The sequence below is a fragment of the Phenylobacterium sp. FG114 genome, assembly GCF_057809855.1.
In genome coordinates, this window is sequence record NZ_JBMDKU010000006.1 from 297,409 (window position 1) to 317,622 (window position 20,214).

16 protein-coding genes, 1 tRNA gene and 1 riboswitch are annotated in these 20,214 nt (G+C 68.6%); of the genes, 9 read left to right on the forward strand and 8 right to left on the reverse strand.

All coding sequences use genetic code 11. The features are described 5' to 3' along the window. Window positions 1–4 precede the first annotated feature (4 nt). Entirely contained in the window at window positions 5–748 is a 744-nt protein-coding gene (locus ACODSY_RS12830; RefSeq protein WP_488952138.1) for a class I SAM-dependent methyltransferase, read from the reverse strand. A gap of 350 nt (window positions 749–1,098) precedes the next feature. Between ACODSY_RS12830 and lon the strand changes: the two genes are divergently transcribed. The 8 genes from lon (at window position 1,099) to ACODSY_RS12870 (ending at window position 10,180) form a co-directional block, all read left to right on the forward strand. Then, complete coding sequence (gene lon / locus ACODSY_RS12835) at window positions 1,099–3,495, forward strand: endopeptidase La (protein WP_488952139.1); 2,397 nt, start codon at window positions 1,099–1,101, stop codon at window positions 3,493–3,495. 198 nt (window positions 3,496–3,693) lie between these two features. After that, entirely contained in the window at window positions 3,694–3,969 is a 276-nt protein-coding gene (locus ACODSY_RS12840) for an HU family DNA-binding protein (RefSeq protein ID WP_488952140.1), read from the forward strand. An 88-nt stretch (window positions 3,970–4,057) separates the two neighbouring features. After that, window positions 4,058–4,169: riboswitch (yybP-ykoY riboswitch) on the forward strand. 79 nt (window positions 4,170–4,248) lie between these two features. After that, entirely contained in the window at window positions 4,249–4,833 is a 585-nt protein-coding gene (locus tag ACODSY_RS12845) for a TMEM165/GDT1 family protein (protein ID WP_488952141.1), read from the forward strand. A 25-nt stretch (window positions 4,834–4,858) separates the two neighbouring features. Continuing rightward, complete coding sequence (locus ACODSY_RS12850) at window positions 4,859–6,259, forward strand: peptide MFS transporter (RefSeq protein WP_488952142.1); 1,401 nt, start codon at window positions 4,859–4,861, stop codon at window positions 6,257–6,259. A 25-nt stretch (window positions 6,260–6,284) separates the two neighbouring features. Further along, a tRNA-Val gene (locus ACODSY_RS12855) sits at window positions 6,285–6,361 on the forward strand. Window positions 6,362–6,378: 17 nt separating this feature from the next. Then, a complete protein-coding gene (locus ACODSY_RS12860; RefSeq protein WP_488952143.1) occupies window positions 6,379–7,254 on the forward strand; it encodes an alpha/beta hydrolase in 876 nt (291 codons plus the stop codon). Continuing rightward, complete coding sequence (locus ACODSY_RS12865; RefSeq protein ID WP_488952144.1) at window positions 7,254–8,174, forward strand: aldo/keto reductase; 921 nt, start codon at window positions 7,254–7,256, stop codon at window positions 8,172–8,174. The genes ACODSY_RS12860 and ACODSY_RS12865 overlap by 1 nt, the downstream gene beginning before the upstream one ends. A gap of 83 nt (window positions 8,175–8,257) precedes the next feature. Next, window positions 8,258–10,180, forward strand: a complete 1,923-nt coding sequence (locus tag ACODSY_RS12870; protein ID WP_488952145.1) for a flavin-containing monooxygenase — start codon at window positions 8,258–8,260, stop codon at window positions 10,178–10,180. Here ACODSY_RS12870 and ACODSY_RS12875 read toward each other — a convergent pair. Genes ACODSY_RS12875 through ACODSY_RS12885 form a run of 3 tightly spaced genes read right to left on the reverse strand, consistent with a single transcriptional unit; the run spans window position 10,177 to window position 12,789 of the window. After that, the gene (locus tag ACODSY_RS12875) at window positions 10,177–11,190 is read right to left on the reverse strand and encodes a DUF2891 domain-containing protein (protein ID WP_488952146.1); all 1,014 of its coding nucleotides are present in this window, start codon (window positions 11,188–11,190) and stop codon (window positions 10,177–10,179) included. The genes ACODSY_RS12870 and ACODSY_RS12875 overlap by 4 nt on opposite strands. Then, window positions 11,171–12,124, reverse strand: a complete 954-nt coding sequence (locus ACODSY_RS12880) for a DUF979 domain-containing protein (protein ID WP_488952147.1) — start codon at window positions 12,122–12,124, stop codon at window positions 11,171–11,173. The genes ACODSY_RS12875 and ACODSY_RS12880 overlap by 20 nt, the downstream gene beginning before the upstream one ends. After that, window positions 12,121–12,789 (reverse strand): DUF969 domain-containing protein, encoded by a 669-nt coding sequence (locus tag ACODSY_RS12885; RefSeq protein ID WP_488952148.1) that lies wholly within the window; start codon window positions 12,787–12,789, stop codon window positions 12,121–12,123. Before ACODSY_RS12885 ends, ACODSY_RS12880 begins: the two co-directional genes overlap by 4 nt. Window positions 12,790–12,931: 142 nt before the next feature. Here ACODSY_RS12885 and ACODSY_RS12890 point away from each other — a divergent pair, with 142 nt between their 5' ends. Next, complete coding sequence (locus tag ACODSY_RS12890; protein WP_488952149.1) at window positions 12,932–14,509, forward strand: calcium-binding protein; 1,578 nt, start codon at window positions 12,932–12,934, stop codon at window positions 14,507–14,509. On the opposite strand, the gene rsmA is transcribed toward ACODSY_RS12890, so the two are convergent. Genes rsmA through ACODSY_RS12910 form a run of 4 tightly spaced genes read right to left on the reverse strand, consistent with a single transcriptional unit; the run spans window position 14,506 to window position 20,077 of the window. Beyond that, window positions 14,506–15,330, reverse strand: coding sequence for a 16S rRNA (adenine(1518)-N(6)/adenine(1519)-N(6))-dimethyltransferase RsmA (gene rsmA / locus ACODSY_RS12895; RefSeq protein WP_488952150.1), 825 nt, complete (start codon window positions 15,328–15,330; stop codon window positions 14,506–14,508). The genes ACODSY_RS12890 and rsmA overlap by 4 nt on opposite strands. An 11-nt stretch (window positions 15,331–15,341) precedes the next feature. Next, the gene (pdxA, locus tag ACODSY_RS12900; RefSeq protein WP_488952151.1) at window positions 15,342–16,346 is read right to left on the reverse strand and encodes a 4-hydroxythreonine-4-phosphate dehydrogenase PdxA; all 1,005 of its coding nucleotides are present in this window, start codon (window positions 16,344–16,346) and stop codon (window positions 15,342–15,344) included. Between the two features lie 16 nt (window positions 16,347–16,362). Next, entirely contained in the window at window positions 16,363–17,724 is a 1,362-nt protein-coding gene (locus ACODSY_RS12905) for a peptidylprolyl isomerase (protein WP_488952152.1), read from the reverse strand. A 40-nt stretch (window positions 17,725–17,764) separates the two neighbouring features. Then, complete coding sequence (locus tag ACODSY_RS12910; RefSeq protein WP_488952153.1) at window positions 17,765–20,077, reverse strand: LPS-assembly protein LptD; 2,313 nt, start codon at window positions 20,075–20,077, stop codon at window positions 17,765–17,767. Between the last annotated feature and the right edge of the window lie 137 nt (window positions 20,078–20,214).

Genomic DNA, 20,214 nt, shown 5'->3' on the forward strand with positions numbered 1-20,214 from the left:
GTGCCTAACCGGGCTTGCGGAACTTCAGGATGAACTGGTCGGTGTTCCCGCGGATCGACTTGTCGAACACGCTGGCGGTCAAGGGGTCCTTCGGGTTGGCCAGCAGCCTGCTTTCGCCCTCGAACCTGAACCCGGCCGCCGCCGCCTGCTGCTTCACCGTGGCGATGTCGATGCGGTGCAGGGTGTCGGTTTCCTTCATCCCCGTGCCCGGCCGGCCGCGATGGTCGACGATCACGTACAGGCCACCCGGCTTCAGCGCCTTGTAGACCGCGGCGTTCAGCACCGCGGGGTCGACCCTGCCCATGAAGGGGTCGGGGTAGTCGTGGTAGTTCTGCGACGTGAAGACGAGGTCCAGCGGCTCGGGCGCGCTGAAGGCCTTCGCCGGCTGGGTCGTGACGCGCACGTTGGTGAACGGCGCCGTGGCCGCCATCTTCCGCATCACGTCCGAGTCGGGCTTGGAGACCTTGTCGTACTCGTCCGGCCACAGCGCGTAGACGCGGCCGGCCGGGCCCACCGCCAGGCTGAACAGCCGGGTGAAGTAGCCGCCTCCGGGGATGAGGTCGCAGACCTTCTGGTCGGGCTTCACCTCGGCGAAGGCCACGATGTCGGGGCCCTTGCGGCGCGCATCCAGCTTCGCGTCGCCGGCCCGGGCCGGATTGGCGGCGACCGAAGCGGGCAGGGCGGCCTCCGCGGCCATCGGCGCGGTCAGCAGCGCGACCGCGGCGGCGAGGAACAGGGAGCGTTTCATGGGAGTTCCCTCAGTTGAGCAGCTAAGCCGGAGCCTAGCCCCGACGGTCGGGAGGACGACACCCTTGAGACGAACGGCTCAAAACCCTATCTCACCGGTCGTGAACGAGGCATGGCCTTGCGCGGTCGACCGCGTCTTCCCCAGTCAAGCTGGCGTAACTGGGGCGATGGGACGCAGTGTCGCGCACGGTTCTTGCGGCGCTTGAAAGGCGTTGGAAACCGTCCACATAAATCGTTGAACAGCCGCGTAGAGCGGCGGACGGGTCGTCCGACTCAAGCGCATCGTTTGAGTGACTGCGATCCGGTAGGCGAGGTCGCCGCTACAGGGGCCCGCCAGGAGTCAGAAGCATCATGTCAGAGATCAAGATACTGCCGATCCTGCCCCTGCGGGACATCGTGGTCTTCCCGCATCAACCGGTGCCGCTCTTCGTGGGCCGGGAGAAGTCCGTGCGCGCGCTCGAAGAGGCGATGCGCGGCGAAGGCAAGCAGATCCTGCTCGCGACGCAGAAGGACAAGGACGACGACGATCCGTCGCCCAACGCCATCTACGACGTGGGCGTTGTCGCCACGATCCTCCAGCTGCTGAAGCTTCCCGACGGCACCGTGAAGGTGCTGGTCGAGGGCAAGGCGCGGGCGGGGGTGACCAAGTTCACCAGCTCGGGCGACTACTACGAAGCCGAGATCGCCATGGTCCAGGAAGACGGCGCGGGTTCGCCCGAAGCCGAGGCCCTGAGCCGCGCGGTCGTCGAGCAGTTCGAGAACTACGTCAAACTGAACAAGAAGGTGCCGCCCGAGGCGCTGGCCGCGATCCCGCAGATCGACAACCCCAGCGAACTCGCCGACCGGATCGCCGGCCACCTCAGCGTCAAGATCGCCGAGAAGCAGCAGCTTCTGGAAGTCTTCAACGTCGTGAAGCGCCTGGAGAAGGTCTACGCCCTGATGGAGGGCGAGATCTCGGTCATGCAGACCGAGAAAAAGATCCGGAACCGCGTGAAGCGGCAGATGGAGAAGACCCAGCGCGAGTACTACCTCAACGAACAGATGAAGGCGATCCAGCGCGAGTTGGGCGAACAGGACGACCACCGCGACGAGCTGATCGAGCTCGAGAAGCGGATCAAGAAGACCAAGCTGTCCAAGGAAGCGCGGACGAAGGCCGACGCGGAGCTGAAGAAGCTGCGCAACATGAGCCCGATGTCGGCCGAGAGCACGGTCGTCCGGAATTATCTGGACTGGCTGCTGTCGATTCCGTGGGGCAAAGCCAAGCAGAAGACCATCGACCTGCGGAAGGCCGAGGACATCCTCAACGAGGACCACTACGGCCTCGACAAGGTCAAGGAACGGATCCTGGAGTACCTGGCGGTGCAGAGCCGCGTGGGCACCCTGAAGGGCCCGATCCTGTGCCTGGTCGGCCCGCCCGGCGTCGGTAAGACCTCGCTCGGGAAGTCGATCGCCAAGGCCACCAGCCGCGAGTTCGTCCGGGTCTCCCTGGGCGGCGTGCGCGATGAGGCCGAGATCCGCGGCCACCGGCGCACCTACATCGGCTCGATGCCCGGCAAGGTCATCCAGTCGATGAAGAAGGCCAAGACGACCAACGCCTTCTTCCTGCTGGACGAGATCGACAAGATGGGCTCGGACTGGCGGGGCGACCCGTCGTCGGCCCTGCTCGAGGTGCTGGACCCGGCGCAGAACTCCACCTTCGCCGACCACTACCTGGAGGTCGACTACGACCTGTCGCCGGTGATGTTCGTCACCACGGCGAACTCGCTCAACATGCCCCAGCCGCTGCTGGACCGCATGGAGATCATTCGCATCCCCGGCTACACCGAGGACGAGAAGGTCGAGATCGCCAAGCGGCACATCCTGCCGAAGCTGACCAAGGACCATGGCCTGAAGCCGGAAGAATTCGTGGTGCCGGAAGAGTCCATCCGTGGCCTCATCCGCTACTACACCCGCGAAGCCGGCGTCCGGAGCCTGGAACGCGAGCTGGGCAACCTGGCGCGCAAGACCGTCCGTGACCTGGGCCGCGAGAGCGTGAAGTCGATCACCATCGACGAGGAACGCCTGGGCAAGTACGCGGGCGTCAAGAAGTACCGCTATGGCGAGACGGACGCGGAGGACGCGGTCGGCATCATCACCGGCCTGGCCTGGACCGAGTTCGGCGGCGACATCCTGACCATCGAAGCGGTCAAGATGCCGGGCAAGGGCCGCATGTCGATCACGGGCAACCTGAAGGACGTGATGAAGGAGTCGATCTCGGCGGCGAACAGCTATGTCCGCAGCCGGGCCACGAAGTTCGGCATCGAGCCGCCGGTCTTCGAGCGCACCGACGTCCACATCCACGTGCCGGACGGCGCCACGCCGAAGGACGGTCCGTCCGCCGGCGCGGCCATGGCCACCGCCATCGTCTCCGTCCTGACGGGCATCCCGATCCGGGCCGACATCGCCATGACCGGCGAGGTCACGCTGCGGGGCCGGGTGACCGCCATCGGCGGCCTGAAGGAGAAGCTGCTCGCGGCCCTGCGCTCCGGCGTGAAGACCGTGCTGATCCCGCAGGAGAACGAGAAGGACCTGGCGGACATCCCCGACAACGTGAAGTCGGCGCTGGAGATCATCCCGGTCAACACCATGGACGAGGTCCTGGCCAAGGCCCTGACCCGTCAGCCGGTGGCGATCGAGTGGACCGAGCCGACCCCGGTGTCGGTGGCCGTCGATCCCGACGACGCCGCGGACGCCGTTGGCCTGCACTGATTAGAAACACCGGTATCTCCGCCGGCCTCGCGCCGGCGGAGATCAAATTTGGTGACAAGCGCGGCGCGGGAAGGAATTCCCGCGCCGCCGCCGTTTGACGGCCACGCTTTCCCGTGCGTGAATTCGAACAAGGCGTAGGGGGGCGCAGCCCAAGACCCGCCACGCCAAAAAAACAGAACGGGCTGGGAGAAAACACATATGACGAAGGCCGAACTCGTTTCGGAGATCGCCGACAAGGCGGGCTTGAACAAGGTCCAGGCCAAGGAGGCCCTGGACGCTTTCATGGAGTCCGTCTCGACCTCGCTGAAGGCGGGCAATGAGGTGCGACTGGTCGGTTTTGGAAGTTTCGTGCCCGTGAAGCGCGCCGCCGGCATGGCGCGTAATCCCAAGACGGGCGAGAAGGTGAAGCGCCCGGCGACCCAGACCTGCCGCTTCCGGGTGGGCGACTCGCTGAAGAGCACCCTCAACAACTAGGCGACCGACAAAGGTTGGAAGGAGCGGCCGCTCGTCGCGGCCGCTCTTTTCGTTTGGGCTTTCGCCATGGCGTGGGCTAGGAGAGGCGCCTCTTCGGGGAGTAGCCGTCCGCGCGACAGCGGAGCCCGCGTCAACAGACTTGGTCTTTCGGGATCATGGCGCGTGCGGCGGACCTTCGGGTCCGGATTGGCGAGACCGACGATGCGGCCTCCATAGCCCGCGGGCGCGGCGGAGGTGCTGCGTCGTCGTGTCCATCGCCGCGTCCCAAGTGTGTGCGCCTTGCTCGAACCCTTCCTGATCTCCACCGGGCTCGTGGCCGTCGCCGAGATCGGCGACAAGACCCAGCTCCTGGCCATCATGCTGGCCGCCCGCTTCCGGCGGCCGGTCCCGATCATCCTCGGGATCCTGGTCGCCACCCTTGCCAACCATGGCCTGGCCGCCACGCTTGGCTTCGTCGTCGCCAAGTACCTCAGCGGCCCGGCCTTCCAGGTCCTCGTCGGCGTCGGCTTCATCGCCATGGCGGCGTGGGCGCTGATTCCCGACAAGGAGGACGACGACGCGGCCGCCAAGTCGGCGGGCGGGGTCTTCCTCACCACCGTGGTGGCGTTCTTCCTCGTGGAGATCGGCGACAAGACCCAGATCGCGACGACTCTGCTGGCGGCCCGCTTCCAGGACATCGCCGTCGTCGCGGCCGGCACCACCCTGGGCATGATGCTGGCCAACGTGCCGGCGGTGTTCCTGGGCGGGGCGGTCACCCGACTCGTGCCGCTGAAGTACGTGCGGATCGCCGCGGCCGTCGTCTTCGCGGCCCTTGGCGCGTGGGCGCTGCTGGCGGCCTTTATCCGGCCTGGGTTCCACGTCTAAGGTGCGGCCGGGGTTGGAGAATCCGATGACGAGCGCGACCGCTGCGAACCGCAGCGACACGGCCTTCCTGGGCCATCCGAAGGGCCTGGGCTTCCTGGCCTTCACCGAGGCTTGGGAGCGGTTCTCCTACTACGGCATGCAGTCGCTGCTGGTCCTCTACATGACCAAGGCGCTGCTGCTGACGCCGCACGTCGAGCAAATCGCCGGGTTCGCCGCCTTCGAGCGCGTGATCCAGGCGATCTACCATCCGGGTGCCTCGACCCAGGCCATCGCCTCGGCGATTTTCGGCCTCTACACGAGCCTGGTCTATCTGACGCCGATCCTGGGCGGGATTCTCGCCGACCGGCTGCTGGGCAAGACCCGGACGATCGTGCTGGGCGGCCTCCTGATGGCGGCGGGCCACTTCCTGATGGCCTTCGACGTCTCGTTCCTGCTGGCGCTGCTCTGCCTCGTGCTCGGCACCGGCTGCTTCAAGGGCAATATCGCCGGCCAGGTCGGCGCGCTCTACGGCGACACCGACCTGCGCCGCGCCGATGCATTCCAGATCTTCTACCTCGGCATCAATGCGGGCGTGATCGCCGCCCCGCTGATCGCCGGGACACTCGGCGAGAAGGTGGGCTGGCACTACGGTTTTGGCGTGGCCGGCGTGGGGATGCTGATCGCCCTGGTCATCTACTTGATGGGGCGCCGCCACTTGCCGCCCGATCCGCCGCTGCGCCGCGACGCCAAGACGGAACGGCCGAAGCTGAAGCCGGGCGAAGGGCGCACCGTCCTGCTGCTGATCCTGCTGCTGCCCGTGCTGTCGGCCTCGGTGCTGGCCAACCAGCAGATCTTCAACGCCTACCTGGTCTGGGCCGACCGCAGCGTCGACCTGACCTTCATGGGCGACCGGGTGCCGACTACGTGGCTGATCACCCTGGACAGCATCGCCTCGGTCTCGTTCCTCGCCGGCATGGTCGTTTTCTGGCGGCTCTGGGCCAAGCGCTTCAAGGAGCCGGACGAAATCGGCAAGCTCACCATCGGCGCCTTCGTCTCGGTGACCGGCGTCCTGGCCCTGGCCGCGGGCGCCACCATCGCCGAGCACACCGGAACCCAGGTCAGCATCTGGTGGTGCGTCCTGTTCCACATCCTGAACAGCATCGCCTTCGCCAACATGCTGCCGGTGTCGCTGGCGCTCTATGCGCGGGCCGCCCCCGCGGCGCTGGGGGGCACCATCATCGGCATCTACTACCTGCACCTTTTCGCGGGGAACCAGACCGTGGGGATCCTGGGCACCTTCCTGGAGCGCATGCCGGCCAGCCAGTTCTGGCTGATGCATGCGGCCATCGCGGCGGGCGCGGGCGTGGTGTTCCTGATCGTCGGCCGCTTCTTCTCGAAGCTGTTGAGCCACGACGCGGTGGGCAAGCCTCTCGCCAAGCCGGCCTAGGCTGCTTTAGAACCACGCGCAGAATGGGCGGCTAGCTCAGCTGGTTAGAGCACCTCGTTTACACCGAGGGGGTCGGGGGTTCGAATCCCTCGCCGCCCACCAGCCTTCGCGGGGAGAACATGAGGCTATGGCTGACGGTCGTCGCAGCCGCGCTGATGGCTTCCGTCGCCATGGCTGAACCCGCCACCGTCAACGACTACATGTCCCAGCCCCAGGCGGCCGCGGACGCGCGCATCGCCTATGGACCGGAGCCGGCCCAGGTGGTCGACCTGTTCCTGCCGAAAGGGAAGGGACCGCATCCCGTCGTCGTCCTGCTCCACGGCGGCTGTTACCTGGCGGAGTACGAGGGCCTGGCGCAGACCAGCGGCGCCGCGGCCGACCTGGCGAAGCGAGGCTACGCCGTATGGAACGTCGAATACCGCAAGCTTGGCGAGGCCGGCGCGGGCTATCCCGGCACGTTCCTGGACGTGGCAGAGGCGGTGGACCGGCTGCGCACAGAGGCGCCGAAGTACGGCCTCGATACGAAACGCGTCGTCGCGGTCGGCCACTCCGCGGGCGGCCAGCTCGGGCTCTGGGCGGCATCGCGCGCCAGGCTGCCCAAGGACAGTCCGCTGTGGCGGGCCGATCCGCTGAAGATCCGCGCCGTAATTAGTCTGGGCGGGATCGGCGACCTGAAGGCCCACGCGGGCGTGTTCGCCGGCGCCTGCGGTCCTTCCATCGCTGAGGTGGCCCCGCCGCGCACCTACCCCGAGACATCGCCGGCCGAACTGCTGCCCAGCGGCGTCGCCGTCACCATGATCCACGGCGAGTTCGATCACGTGATGCCGCCGGATACAGGCGAGGCCTACGCCGCCAAGGTGCGCGCCGCGGGCGACGAGGCCGAGGCCATCGAGATCAAGGGCGCGAGCCACTTCGATCCGGTCATCCCGACCACGGACGCCTGGAAGACGGTCGTGGTCCCGGCCATCGAACGCGCCTTCGGCAGGCGCCCCTGATGCGCTATCGCCCGCTCGGCCGCACCGGCCTGACCGTGTCGGAGCTGGGCTTCGGCTGCGCCAGCTGGTGGGGCAAGCCCCGCTTCGACGAGCGGACGGCGGTGGGCCTGGTCCACGAGGCCCTCGATCGCGGCGTGACCCTGTTCGACACCGGCGCCAGCTATTCGGCCGGCGAGGCCGAACCCCGGCTGGGCCGGGCGCTGAAGGGACGCGACACATCGAACCTGGTGATCGCCACCAAGGCTGGGACGTACCACGCTGGGGGCGGCCGCATCGCACGCGACATGACGCCGGCGGCCATCGTGGCGAGTACGGAGCGGAGCCTGAAGAACCTGGGCCTGGACCGCCTGGGCCTCCTGCAACTCCACGGTCCATCGATCGCCGAGCTTGACGATGCGATGCAGGCCACGCTGTCCGATCTGAAAGCGCGAGGCCTGGCGCGGGCGATCGGGCTCAACAGCTTCGATCCGGCCGTGATCGAACATGCCATCGGCCTGCCCGTCTTCGACGTGGTCATGGTCGACTACAATGTCCTGCGGCCCGAGCGCGAGCCGCTGATCGCCCGGGCGGCCGCGGCCGGGAAAGGCGTCCTGGCCGGGATGCCGCTGGCGATGGGGCACACCAAGCCGCTTCTGGCCCGCCTGAAGGGGCCGCAAGACCTCTGGTACGCGGCGCGCGCACTGGCCAAGCATCGCGGCGAACTGGCGCGTGGCCGGCGCCTCGGGTTCCTGCACCGTCTGCCCGAGATGACGGGATCACAGGCGGCTCTGGCCTATGTGCTGGCCAATCCCGGCGTCAGCGCCGCGGTCTTCGGCGCCACCCGGCCCGAACACCTGCGCGAGAACCTGGCCGCCTCCGGGCTGGAGCTGCCCGACGGGGTCCTCGCCCGTATCCATGCGGCGCAGAAGAGCGGGTGGTGACGCGACGTGAGGGCTTCCGCCGGCCCTCGGCGGGAGTCATGCTGCCCGTACCAGAACAACGATAACCTATGGGCAGGAGCAGCATGGCCGACGTTCCCGGGAACCTCGAGGAGGTGCTGAAAGAGGTCCATTTGCCGGCGCTGCTGACCGCGCTGGTGCATATGACCGGCGACACCAGCTGGCTGCGGCCCGAGTGGACCCCGGTCTACAACCCCATGGACCGCGCCGACATCGGCATCCCCGCCGAACGCCAGGACGAGGCGCGCAAGGCCGCCGCCGAGGCGATCCGCGCGCACCTGGCCGGCAAGCCGCTGGCCCTGCCGAGGCCGCCCGCCGAGATCCTGCGCCGGCAGATGGACTTCGTCGCGGGCGCCGAGATTCCCGAGCAGTACGTGGACTTCCTGGTCGACGAACTGACGATCGACGGCCGCAGCAGCAAGGATCCCCAGTTCGAGCAACCCAAGCTGCAGGACGCTGCGCGCAAGCTGAAGGTGCTGGTGATCGGCGCCGGCATGTCGGGCCTGCTGACCGGCATCCGCCTCAACCAAGCGGGCGTGCCGTTCGAGATCGTCGACAAGAACGAGGACGTCGGCGGCACCTGGTTCGAAAACACCTATCCGGGCTGCCGGGTGGACAACGCGAACCACATGTACAGCTACTCGTTCGAGCCCAGCCACGCGTGGCCGCAGCACTTCTCGCCCCAGCCCGTGCTGCTGGAATACTTCCGCGGGATCGCGAAGAAGTACGACCTGCGCAAGCACATCCGCTTCGGGACCTGGGTCGAGAGCGTCGAGTGGGACGAGGGCCGCGCGGTCTGGCGCTGCACGCTGAAGAAGGACGGCAAGACCGAGGCCATCGAGGCCAGCGCCGTCGTCAGCTGCGTGGGCCAGCTCAACCGGCCGCGGTTCCCGGACATCAAGGGCCTGGGCGAGTTCAAGGGACCGGCGTTCCACTCGGCGGAGTGGGACCACAGCGTCGACCTGAAGGGCAAGCGGGTCGGGGTGATCGGCACCGGCGCCTCGGCCTATCAGTTCGTGCCCGAGATCGCGCCGGACGTGGCCAAGCTCACCGTCTTCCAGCGCACCCCGCCGTGGGGCCTGCCCGTGCCGCACTACCACGACGACGTGCCCGAGAGCATGAAGTGGGTGCTGGAGCACGTGCCGTTCTTCGACAAGTGGTACCGGTTCTATCTGTTCTGGATGACCACCGAGGGCTTCCTGCCGATGGTGAAGTCCGATCCCACCTGGAACGGCTCGCCGACCGCCGTGGGGCCTGAGAACGCCATGCTGCGGGAGATGGCGGCGATGGCCATGCAGGTGCAGCTCGCCGACCGTCCCGACCTCGCCGAGAAGGTGATCCCGAACTATCCGATCGGCGGCAAGCGGGCGGTGCTCGACAACGGCGTGTGGCTGGCGGCGCTGAAGCGGCCGAACGTCGAGCTGGTGACCGAGAAGACCGCGGAGATCACGGCCAAGGGCGTGAAGACCGCCGATGGGGTCGAGCATGAGTTCGACGTCCTCATCTACGGCACCGGCTTCCAGGCCTCGAACTTCCTGTCGTTCCTGAAGGTGAAGGGCAAGGGCGGCCGCGAGCTGCACGATGTCTGGGGCGGCGACGCCAAGGCCTATCTCGGCATGACCGTGCCGGGCTTCCCGAACTTCTTCATCACCTACGGGCCCAACACCAACATCGTGGTCAATGGCTCGATCATCTTCTTCTCGGAGTGTTCGGTCCGCTACATCGTGGGCTGCCTGCGCCTGCTGGCCGAGACCGGCGCGCGGGCGATGGACGTGAAGAAGACGGTGCACGACGACTTCAACCGCCGGGTGGACGAGGCCAACGCCGGCTGGGCCTGGGGCTCGCCGAACGTGTCCAGCTGGTACAAGAACAGCTTCGGTCGCGTCAGCCAGAACTGGCCCTTCGGCCTGATCGACTACTGGCGCGCCACCCTCGCGCCCAACCCGGACGACTTCGTGCTGGAGAAGACGCCCGAGCCCGTCGCCTAGGCGGCGGTCAGGGCCAATAGGGCGAACGACGCCAGCCAGTGCTCGCCCATGTAGTCGCCGGCCACGTGGGGCAGGCTGGCGGCGAGGTGGCGCTGCGCGGCGCCCTGCATCACGCGCTTCGCAGGGTGGTCCGCGGGCAGGGTGGCGGCGAGCTCGCGCCAGCACCACGCCCGGGAGAGGTTTAGCCCGTCCAGATGCGCGATCTTGCCGTCCGTGCGGTCGGAGGGCGCGGCCGGCGTGAACAGGCTCGCGGGCTCCTGCCGGTCGGCCCGGGGCAGGTAGGCGGCGAACCACGCCGCGAACTCGTCTCCCGGCAGCAGGCGGCGCAGGCACTCTGCGGTCATCAGCGTCGGCGACAGGAAGTCGTCGCCCGACGGCTCCCAGGCCTGGGCGTCGCGATCCTGCAGGTGCCAGGCGCGAACCTTGTCGGCGAACAGCGCCAGCAGCGCCTCGTCGCGGGTCGCCCGCGCGTAGTCGGCCGCCAGGGCGATGGCGAAGCTGGTCGAGGAATGGACGCCGGAGCGGATCGGATAAGTGGCGATCGGCAGGAAGCCTCGGAAGCGTTGGGCGAAGGCCTCGGCCAGCGGCTGGTGCGTGGCCGCCCACGGCGCGTCGTGGGCCATCAGCTCGGCCTGCAGCTTGAGCAGCCAGCCCCAGCCGTAGGGCCGCTCGAAGCCGCGCGACGAGGGCCGGGCGAGATAGGCGGTCTCGGCCGCGACCTTCTCCGCCGTGAACGCGTCGTCGAACAGCGCGCGGATCGCCGGCGCCTCCGGGATTTCCGGATGCAGGCGCAGGACCGTCGCCAGGGTCCAGTAGCCGTGGACGCAGGAATGCCAGTCGAAGCTGCCGAAGTAGATCGGGTGCAGGTCGCGCGGGCCGCGGATGTCCTCCGGCCCCGCCAGCACGTGGTCCATCTTGTTCGGATACTCGCGGCCCACGTGGCCCAGGGCCAGGCGGGCGAACTGCGACGCCAGCTCCGGCGTCAGGCGGCTATCGGAAGGCGAGGACATACATCAGCACCACATTGGCGATCAGCAGGGGCAGGGCGGTGGGGATCTGCGCCTTGATCACGGCATACCGGTCGGGCAGCTCCAGCAGGGCGGCCGGCACCAGGTTGAAGTTGGCCGCCAGCGGGGTCATCAGCGTGCCGCAGAAGCCCGACAGCATGCCGATCGAGGCCACCACCGCCGGGTCGCCCCCGAACTTGTGGATCAGGATCGGCAAGCCGATGCCGGCGGTCATCACCGGGAAGGCGGCGAAGGCGTTGCCCATGATGATCGTGAAGCCGGCCATGCCCATACAGTAGACCGCGACGGCGGTCAGCCGAGCGTCCATGGGGATGTAGCTGGTGACCAGGTCGCCGATCACCTGGCCGACGCCGGCCAGGGCGAAGATAGCGCCGAGCGCTGCGAGCATCTGCGGCAGCAGCGCGGCCCAGCCCACCGTGTCCATCAGCCGGCGGCCTTCCTGGAGCGGGCTGATCAGCGGCTGGCGCAGCAGGATGAGGCCGACCCCCACGGCGATCACCGCCGCCAGGGCCAGCGACAGCGGGGTCGCCTGCTTGGGATCGAGCAGCGGCGTCCCGCCAAACTCCATCGGCTTCAGCACGAGGACGCCGAACGCCACCACCACAGGCAGGGTCAGGGCGGGGATGAACAGCTTCTCGCCGAACCGCTCGGCCAGCACCTTGCGCTCCTCCGGCGAGGTGGTGGCGGGCTGGCCCCGGCCCAGCAGGCCGAGGCCGGCGATGGCGGCCAGCCCCAGCACCAGGACACCGTTGCCGAGGTCGCCCAGGCGATCCCCGGCCAGGTAGCTCACAGCGACCAGCCCCCAGAAGGCCGCGTTGCCGAACCGCTTCCGGTTGTTGGCGTCCATGGCGCTGAGCACCGCAAAGGCGGCGAACACCAGGCCGGACAGGACGTAGACGGCGGAGAGCTTGATCATTGGCCGGCGCTCCGACGCAGCTTGCGGTCGAAGAGGAGCAGCCGGCCGGCGTGCAGGGCGAAGGCCACGAGCGCCGTCGGGATCGCCCACATCGACAGGTGAAGGGGTTCGATCACGATGCCGCTGGTGGCCAGGAAGCCCACCATCAGCAGGATCGAGCCGATGGCGATGAAGATGTCCTCGCCGAAGAACAGGCCGATGTTGTCGGTGGCCGAGGTCATGGCCCGGGTGTCCTGACGAACCTCGTCGCTGAGCTCGCCGGTCCGCGCCTCGACGGCGCCCTCGGCCATGGGCGCGACCATCGGCCGGACGCTCTGGGCGTGGCCGGCGATGGACGTGAGGCCCAGCGCCGAGGTGAGCTGCCGGAAGGCCAGGTAGCCGATCAGGAAGGGCCCGACCGAGACGCCCTTGAACCGGGCGATCAGCGACCGCGCGCGCTCCTGCAGGCCGGCGCGCTCGACCACGCCGACGACGGGAAGCACCAGATAGGCGGCCGTGACGAAGCGGTTCTCATTGAACGCCTTGCCGAACGCCTCCAGCACCTCGACGGGCGTCAACCCCGCGGCGAGCCCGGTGACGAAGGCGGCGATGGTCACCACCAGCAGCGGATTGAGCCGCACGGCGAAGCCGACCACTACGGTGGCGACGCCCAGAAGGGTCAGCATGCCGGCTCCTCTACGAGTCGGGCGGCATTGGAGCGGTTGGCGCAGGCGTTGTCCACGCGGCGGCGCGAGCGGCGGCGGGGTGGTTGTGCCCGTCCGACGCTCGCGTCTAAATGGAGGGGTCGAATCCCGGAGTTGCTTGCCCATGACGATCATTCGCAGCACGCCTGCGCGCCTGCGGATGGAAGCCTGGGGGTATCGCGGCGCGACCACTGCCGAGCTGCGGCAGGAGACAGCGGCGACCTCGACCGAGGTCAACCTGGTCTCCAGCTTCGACCCCTATTCGTACGTCTCGCTGCCCCCCTTCGACAGCTACTTCCTCTACGCCAAGCTGCAGGGGACCGGCTTCGGCGACTTCGACGCCGCCGGCATTCCGCGCGCAGGGATCGTGACTGCGGCCTATCTCACGGGTCCCGGTCGATATCTGGTCCTCGCGCTCGAAGGCTTCTCCATGCCGGTCGCCGAGTTCCTCGCGGTCATCGGCTCCCGCGACACCGCACGGCTTCAACAGGCCTTCCTCGGCGGCGACGACGTGATCGACGGCGGCGGCTACGACCTCTATATCGAGGCCAACGGCGACTGGCTCAAGGGCCTTGCCGGCAACGACACGATCAGCGGGCACGGCGCGCACGACACCATCGAGGGCGGCGTCGGAGACGACCTGATCGCCCCGACCGATGGCCAGAAGCCCTCTGCCTCCGTCGTCGACGGCGGAGACGGGGTCGACACCGTCAGCTATGCCCAGGCGGCCTCCGGCGTCGAGATCGACCTTCGTGCGGGACGGGCCGGCAATGACACGCTGTCCGGATTCGAGCGCGCCATCGGCAGCGGCTTCGCCGATACCATCACCGGGCGCGATGCCGCAGATACGCTCTCCGCCGGCGAGGGTCGCGACAGCGTGACGGCGGGCGCCGGCGATGACCGGATCCATGCCCTTGGCGACGGCGACACGATCGATGGCGGCGACGGCGCCGACACGGTGGACTACGCCGGCGCCGGGCGGGGCGTCGTCATCCGCCTCGACGGCTCGGCGGGCGGCGATGACCTCCGCAGCATCGAGCAGGTGGTCGGCAGCGCCTTCAGCGACACGATCCGGGGCGGCCAGGCCGCCGAGCGGATCTTCGGCGGGGCGTCCGCGAGCGACACGATCGAGGGCGGCGGCGGCGGCGACACCATCACGGGGAACGGCTACCTGCGGGGCGACGAGGGGGACGACTCGATCGTCGGCGGGGCCGGCTTTGACGACATCAACGGCAACATGGGCGCCGACACCTGCGTCTCCGGCGGCGGCGACGACTGGGTGGTCGGCGGCAAGGACAACGACAGCCTGGTGGGTTCGGCCGGTCACAACCTCGTCTATGGCAACATCGGCGCCGACACCTGCGAGGGCGGCGACGGGAACGACATCGTTCGCGGCGGCCAGGAGAACGACGCGATCTTTGGCGGCGCTGGCGACGATTTCGTCTCCGGCGACAAGGGCGACGACACCGTCACCGGTGGCTCGGGCGCCGACCTGTTCCACACCTTCGGCGACGCCGGGATCGACCGCGTGCTCGATTTCAATGTGGCCCAGGGCGACCGGGTGCTGCTGGACGTGGGCACGATGTACACGGTGGCCCAGTTAGGGGCCGACACCATGATCAGCATGGCCGGCGGCGGCCAGATGATCCTGATGGGCGTGCAGATGAATACCCTGCCGCCCGGCTGGATCTTCGGAGCTTAGCGGCGCGCGAGCCAGGCGTCGGCGAGCGCGAGGAATCCGTCCACCGGGATCACCTCGGCGCGGGCCTGCGGATCCAGCCCGGCAGCCGAGATCAGGTCCTCGCCGCCCATCACCTTGAGGCTTGAGCGCAGCATCTTGCGGCGTTGGCCGAAGGCTGCGGCGGTGATCTTCTGCAGGGCGTCGAGACGTTCGGCGCTGGGCCGCTCGGCCAGCGGCTCCAGGCGCACGACGGCGGAATCCACCTTGGGCGGCGGCGTAAAGGCGCGGGCCGGCGCGTCCAGCACCCGATGGGCCTTGCAGGTCGCCTGCACGATGACGCCCAGCCGACCATAGGCGTCCTCGCCAGGCCCCTCCGTGATCCGGTCCACCACCTCGCGCTGGAACATCAGGGTAAGGGACGCGGGCGTCCAAGGGCCTGTCAGCCACTTGATCAGCAGCGGCGTGCCGACGTTGTAGGGCAGATTGGAGACCAGGTGCGCCGGCGCACCGCCCGCGATCTGCGCCTCGTCCACCTTCAGCGCGTCGCCGAAGACCAGCGACAGGTTCGGCGCCACGTCGGCCAGCTCCTGCAGCAGCGGCCGGAAGCGCTCGTCCTTCTCGATCGCCGTAACCCGTGCCTCGGTCTCCAGCAGCGCGCGGGTCAGGCCGCCGGGGCCGGGACCGACCTCGATGACATGATCGCCTTCGCCGACCTGCGCCAGGCGCGCGATCTTCCGGGTGACGTTGAGGTCGAGCAGGAAATGCTGGCCGAAGGCCTTCTTGGCCCATAGGCCATGGCTCTCCAGCGCCTCGCGCAGGGTTGGGAGGGAGTCCAGGCTCACGCCCTCGCCGGTCACGGGCGCGTCTTCGCGATCTGGTCGGCCAGGCGGATGGCGGCGATCAGGCTGTCGGGCCGCGCGATCCCGCGGCCGGCGATGTCGAACGCGGTGCCGTGGTCGGGCGAGGTGCGCACGATGGGCAGGCCGAGGGTCACGTTCACGCCGCCCCAGAAGTCCAGCATCTTGATCGGGATCAGCGCCTGGTCGTGATAGAGGCACAGCGCCGCGTCATAGCCCGCGCGGGCCTCGGCGTGGAACAGGGTGTCGGACGGGTGCGGGCCGCGCGCGTCGACGCCCAGGTCCTTCAGCGCGCGGATGGCCGGCTGGACGATCTCGACCTCCTCGCGCCCGATGGTCCCGCTCTCGCCGGCGTGCGGATTGAGCCCGGCCACGGCCAGCCGCGGCTTGGCGATGCCGAAGTCGCGCCGCAGGGCCTGGGCGGTCACGAGGCCGGCGTTCACGACGCTCTGGATGTCGAGCTTGGCCGAGACCTTCGCCAGCGGCTCGTGCACCGTCACCAGCGTCACGCGCAGGTCGGCGGCGGTCAGCATCATGATTGGCCCGCGCGCCCCATCGTAGGAGGCGGCGGCGGTCAGTTCGCCGAGGAACTCGGTGTGGCCGGGAAACTTGAAGCCCGCCTCGTAGAGCGGAGCCTTGGCGATCGGTGCGGTGACCACGCCGGACACGGTCTTCGAGAGCGCCAGGCCGACGGCCGTCTCGATCCACTGGATGATCGACGGCGCCGCGGCAGGGGTCGGCTGTCCGGCCACCACGGGGCCACGCAGCGGCAGGTCGAACACAGGGATCGCCGTGGGGAACGCGCCCTCGACCTCATCGAGCGACGAGATGGCGCGCACGAGGCCGGCCGTGGAGGTCGGCGCCGAGCGGACGGCCTGGGCGTCGCCGACGACGAAGAACGCCGGACCCTCGTCCTTCAGCGCCCGCCATGCCTTGACGACGATCTCCGGGCCGACGCCGGCCGGGTCGCCGAGGGTCAGCGCGAGCGGCCCGGTCCTCACGTCGTCTCGCCAGCCTTCACTTCGTCTCGATCGTCGCCGAGTTGCGCAGGTCGCGCATGTAGCGGCGGGCGATCATGCTGAGCTGCTGGCCCCGCAGGCGGCGCTCGATCTGCTCCTTATCGGTCTGGGCCCCGCCGGCGGCGCGGCGACCGCAGACGGCGATCAGGTGCAGGCCGGCCGAGGTGCGGATGGGGTCGGAGATTTCCCCAACCTTCAGCTTTTCGGCCGCCTCGCGGAACTGGGGCGCCAGGTCGCTGAGTTCGGCTTCGCCCAGGTCGCCCGCGACGGCGCCCTGCGTCCCGCCCGCGGCGGCTTCCAGGCCGGCGCAGTCCTTGATCTGGGGCTTCAGCGCCGCGAGCTTCGCACGGGCCGAAGCCTCGTCCTCGGCGCTGGCGCCCTGCGGCAATCCGATCGCGACCTGCTTGAGGTTCACCAGGGTCGCGTTGCCGCCGGCCCGCTTGTCGCGCAGGTAGAGGATATAGACGCCGTCCTTCACCGGGATCGGCTGGCTGAGCTGGCCCGGACGCATCTGCTCCAGGACAGCCTGAACCTCGGTCGGCATCTCGCCGGGGCTGACCCAGCCGGCGTCGCCGCCGTTGGCCGCCGTGGGCAGGGCCGAGAACTGCCGGGCCACGGCGGGGAAGGGGGCGCCCTGCTGCATCTGGGTGACCAGCTGCTGGGCGCCGGCCATGGCCTGTTGCATGCCGCCCACGCGGTTCGCGTCGATCAGCACTTCGCCGATGTTGTACTGGGGCTTGCTGGCCTGGGCGGCCAGCAGGGCCTGGGTCGCGGCGATCTGGTCGTCGCCCACCCGGAGGCGCGAGCCGTAGCGGCCCTGGATCCAGCGGCTCCAGCTGATCTGAGCCTGGATCTGCCGGCGCAGGGTGTCGACCCCGATGCCGCGCGAGGCGAGGAAGGCCATGAACTGCTCGGGCTTCATGTTGTTGCCCTGCGCCATGGCGGCGATCTCTTCGTCGATCTCGGCCTGGTCGGCCAGGATCTCGATCTTCTGTTCCTTCTCGACGCGGCGCAGCTCCTGGAACTGCAGGTGCTCGTCGACCAGCGACACCAGCGCCTCGCGCTGGAACTGGGGCAGATTCTCCTGGGTCGGCTGCACGCCGGACGTGGCGATCAGCAGGCGCATCCGCTGGGCCAGGTCGTAGGTGGAGATGATGTCGTCGTTCACCACCGCGGCCACGGATTCGGAAAGGCCGGCGGGCGGGGCGGGCGCGGGCGGGGCCGGGCTGTCGGGCGGCGCCGTGCCGACCGCCTCGCTTCCCGGCTGCTGCGCCACGGCCTGGGGCGCTGCGGCCACGGCGACCAGGGCGCAGGCGAAAGCCGCGCTCCGCGCAGTGGGGCCGGTCAGATAACGCATCATGGAGCAGAGACTTCCTTCGTGGCGCAGTTTTGCAGCCATCTTACCGGCCATTGAATGAGCCGCCCAATGTGGCGAGCGTTAGGCGGACCGAAACGGACTCGCTGGGTAGCAGACGACCGACGATCGTGTCCTCGCGGCGATAGATCACATCCACCCGCAGGCAGTCGTCCCGATAGAAGACGCCGACGTCTCGAATGACCCACGAGTCCTGGTTCAGGTCGCGGTTGCCGTAGAAGCTGACGCCGTAGTTCTTGCCGATGTAGAGCTCGCCGCCGAGGTCAAGGTTCTCGCGCTTGATCCCGTTGATGTCGAAATCGTCGGTGAGATAGCGGACGAAGCCGTTGCCGTGCTTGTTGTAGACGTTGGCCCCGGCTTCCAGGCGATGGATGTCCAGGTTGTCGCTGTCGAGACGGGCGCGGGCGAACATCGAGACGCCGCGGATCGGCTGGGCGTCCGCCGACACGATCCAGTCCGACGATTTGGTGCGCAGGCCCGAGCGGTTGGTGAAGACCGCGTTCTCCTCGGTGCGGAAGCTGCGGCCCAGCAGGAAATTGGCCCGACGGCCGTCGTCCCACATCACCGTCGCGCGGCTCGCCACGTTCAGGCGGACGCCGTCCTCGTAGAGGTCGTAACCGGGGAACTTGTTGGCGCGGAACAGGGTGGTCTCGTCGAACTCGAACGCGACGCTGTCCTCGTTCAGGTAGATCGGGTCGCCCGTGGTCGGATCGCGGCCGATCACCACCTGCTTGGCGTTCGGCGACGCGGCGACCTGCACCACCGGCTCCAGGATCACGGTGGCGTCCTTGGTGCGCTTGTAGAACGGATAGGTCATGTCGACGCCGGCGGTCGCCAGGCCCCGGGTCATCTCGTCGCTGCGCGTGGCGGAACCCACGCCCGTCAGGATGTCGTGCAGCTTGTAGGCGTCGGCGCGCACGTTGAAGAACGGCTCGAAGCGCAGGCCGCCGTTCGAGGTGAAGGCGCGCCGCCAGTCCAGCTCGCCCGTGACGCGGGCGCTGTCCAGGCCGGGCAGGCGCTGGCTGAGGTCGCTTTGCGATTGCTCGCGGCTCAGCACGACCGCGCTGGTGTGCGCCCGCAGCCGTCCGCCCGCGATGGTGCCGGCCGGCTCGTAGTGGCCCTCGACCAGCGGGCCGATCACCGGGAACACGCGGTCGTTCTCGCCCGAGGCGAAGCCGGTCACCGGGTCGATGGCGCCGGGGCGCAGGCCCTGGATGCTCATCGCCGCCACCGAGAAGTAGGACCGCTCGTCCTGGCGGATCGTATAGAGCTGCGAGATCAGCCGCCGGTCGTCGGCCACATAGGGCCCGCGGCTGATGTAGACCTTACCGATCTCGTACTTGTCGAAGATCAGGTCGTCCGATGATCGCTCGGCGGTGAAGCCCCACAGCCACTTGTCGTCGATCTGGAAGGCGCCGCGGCCCAGGACGTAGCTGCGGTCGGTGCTGGTGCCGACGATCTCGTTGCCCTTGCCGTCAAAGTCGCGGGCATGGGTGTAGCCGAAGCGGATGTCGATATCGCCGGAGTAGAAGCGCTTGCGCAGCTCGCCGTTCAGGAACGGGGCGATCTTCGAGTTGATCTGCGGGCTGATGATCAGGTCGGCCGACTTCGAGAACGCCCAGTAGTAGGGCTGCTCGTACGACAGGCCGCGCCGGTCCGAGACCGAGCCCTTGGGCACCAGGAAGCCCGAGACCCGCTCGGCGGCGGGATCGGCGTGCCAGAAGACGGGCAGGTAGGCCACCGAGACGCCGAACAGGCGGAAGCGGGCGTTGCGGTAGTAGACGATGCGCCGCTTCTTATCGCGCACCACGCGCTCGGCGGCGATCGACCAGGTGGGCGTGCGCGGCGAGCCGTCCTTCGCGCAGATCTCGCACGGTGTGTAGATCGCCTTGTTGAGCTCTTCGATGTTCTCGTTGCGCTTGGCCGCGCTGGCCGCGGCGATCTTCACGTTCTCCTGCAGCCGGGCTGAGAAGCCCAGCGCCACGCCGGCGCGCATGTCCTCGTCGAGCACCATCTCGTCGGCGTACTCGGACGACCCGTCGGCGTTGACGACGACGATGTGGCCATAGGCGCGGATCACGCCCGACTTGTCGTCGTAGACCAGCTTGTCGGCGCGCAGCGTGCGGCCGTTGTAGCGGACCTCGATGTTGCCGTTCGCCGTGGTGAGTCCGGCGTCGTCGTCACGGATGACCTCGTCGGCCTCCATGTACATCTCGTCCTTCTGCAGCCCGTCGGCGACGGGCTGGGCCTTGGACGCCTGCGCATGGCCTTGCGCCGTGCACAGGAACGCGATCGCTGCGCCGGCCAGGAGGGCGCGCTTGCCTGCGGATCGCGGCATACGCCTGCGCGGACTCATCAACCCTCTCGATCCCCTATGGCGCGATAGCCACGCGCCCGGCGGCGTCTATTGTGTCAGGCCTGCGATGCATAGCGCATCCCGACAAAGTGGAAACCGGTTTGGCGCAAAGGATGCGC

What these genes read in the sequence shown, in the direction of transcription:
- ACODSY_RS12870 (WP_488952145.1), top strand. Translation starts at nt 8,258, where the DNA reads ATGGCCGACGTTCCCGGGAACCTCGAGGAGGTGCTGAAAGAGGTCCAT.
- ACODSY_RS12910 (WP_488952153.1), bottom strand. Translation starts at nt 20,077, where the DNA reads ATGCCGCGATCCGCAGGCAAGCGCGCCCTCCTGGCCGGCGCAGCGATC.
- ACODSY_RS12850 (WP_488952142.1), top strand. Translation starts at nt 4,859, where the DNA reads ATGACGAGCGCGACCGCTGCGAACCGCAGCGACACGGCCTTCCTGGGC.
- ACODSY_RS12905 (WP_488952152.1), bottom strand. Translation starts at nt 17,724, where the DNA reads ATGATGCGTTATCTGACCGGCCCCACTGCGCGGAGCGCGGCTTTCGCC.
- lon (WP_488952139.1), top strand. Translation starts at nt 1,099, where the DNA reads ATGTCAGAGATCAAGATACTGCCGATCCTGCCCCTGCGGGACATCGTG.
- ACODSY_RS12865 (WP_488952144.1), top strand. Translation starts at nt 7,254, where the DNA reads ATGCGCTATCGCCCGCTCGGCCGCACCGGCCTGACCGTGTCGGAGCTG.
- ACODSY_RS12890 (WP_488952149.1), top strand. Translation starts at nt 12,932, where the DNA reads ATGACGATCATTCGCAGCACGCCTGCGCGCCTGCGGATGGAAGCCTGG.
- ACODSY_RS12830 (WP_488952138.1), bottom strand. Translation starts at nt 748, where the DNA reads ATGAAACGCTCCCTGTTCCTCGCCGCCGCGGTCGCGCTGCTGACCGCG.
- ACODSY_RS12880 (WP_488952147.1), bottom strand. Translation starts at nt 12,124, where the DNA reads ATGATCAAGCTCTCCGCCGTCTACGTCCTGTCCGGCCTGGTGTTCGCC.
- ACODSY_RS12860 (WP_488952143.1), top strand. Translation starts at nt 6,379, where the DNA reads ATGAGGCTATGGCTGACGGTCGTCGCAGCCGCGCTGATGGCTTCCGTC.
- ACODSY_RS12885 (WP_488952148.1), bottom strand. Translation starts at nt 12,789, where the DNA reads ATGCTGACCCTTCTGGGCGTCGCCACCGTAGTGGTCGGCTTCGCCGTG.
- ACODSY_RS12840 (WP_488952140.1), top strand. Translation starts at nt 3,694, where the DNA reads ATGACGAAGGCCGAACTCGTTTCGGAGATCGCCGACAAGGCGGGCTTG.
- ACODSY_RS12875 (WP_488952146.1), bottom strand. Translation starts at nt 11,190, where the DNA reads ATGTCCTCGCCTTCCGATAGCCGCCTGACGCCGGAGCTGGCGTCGCAG.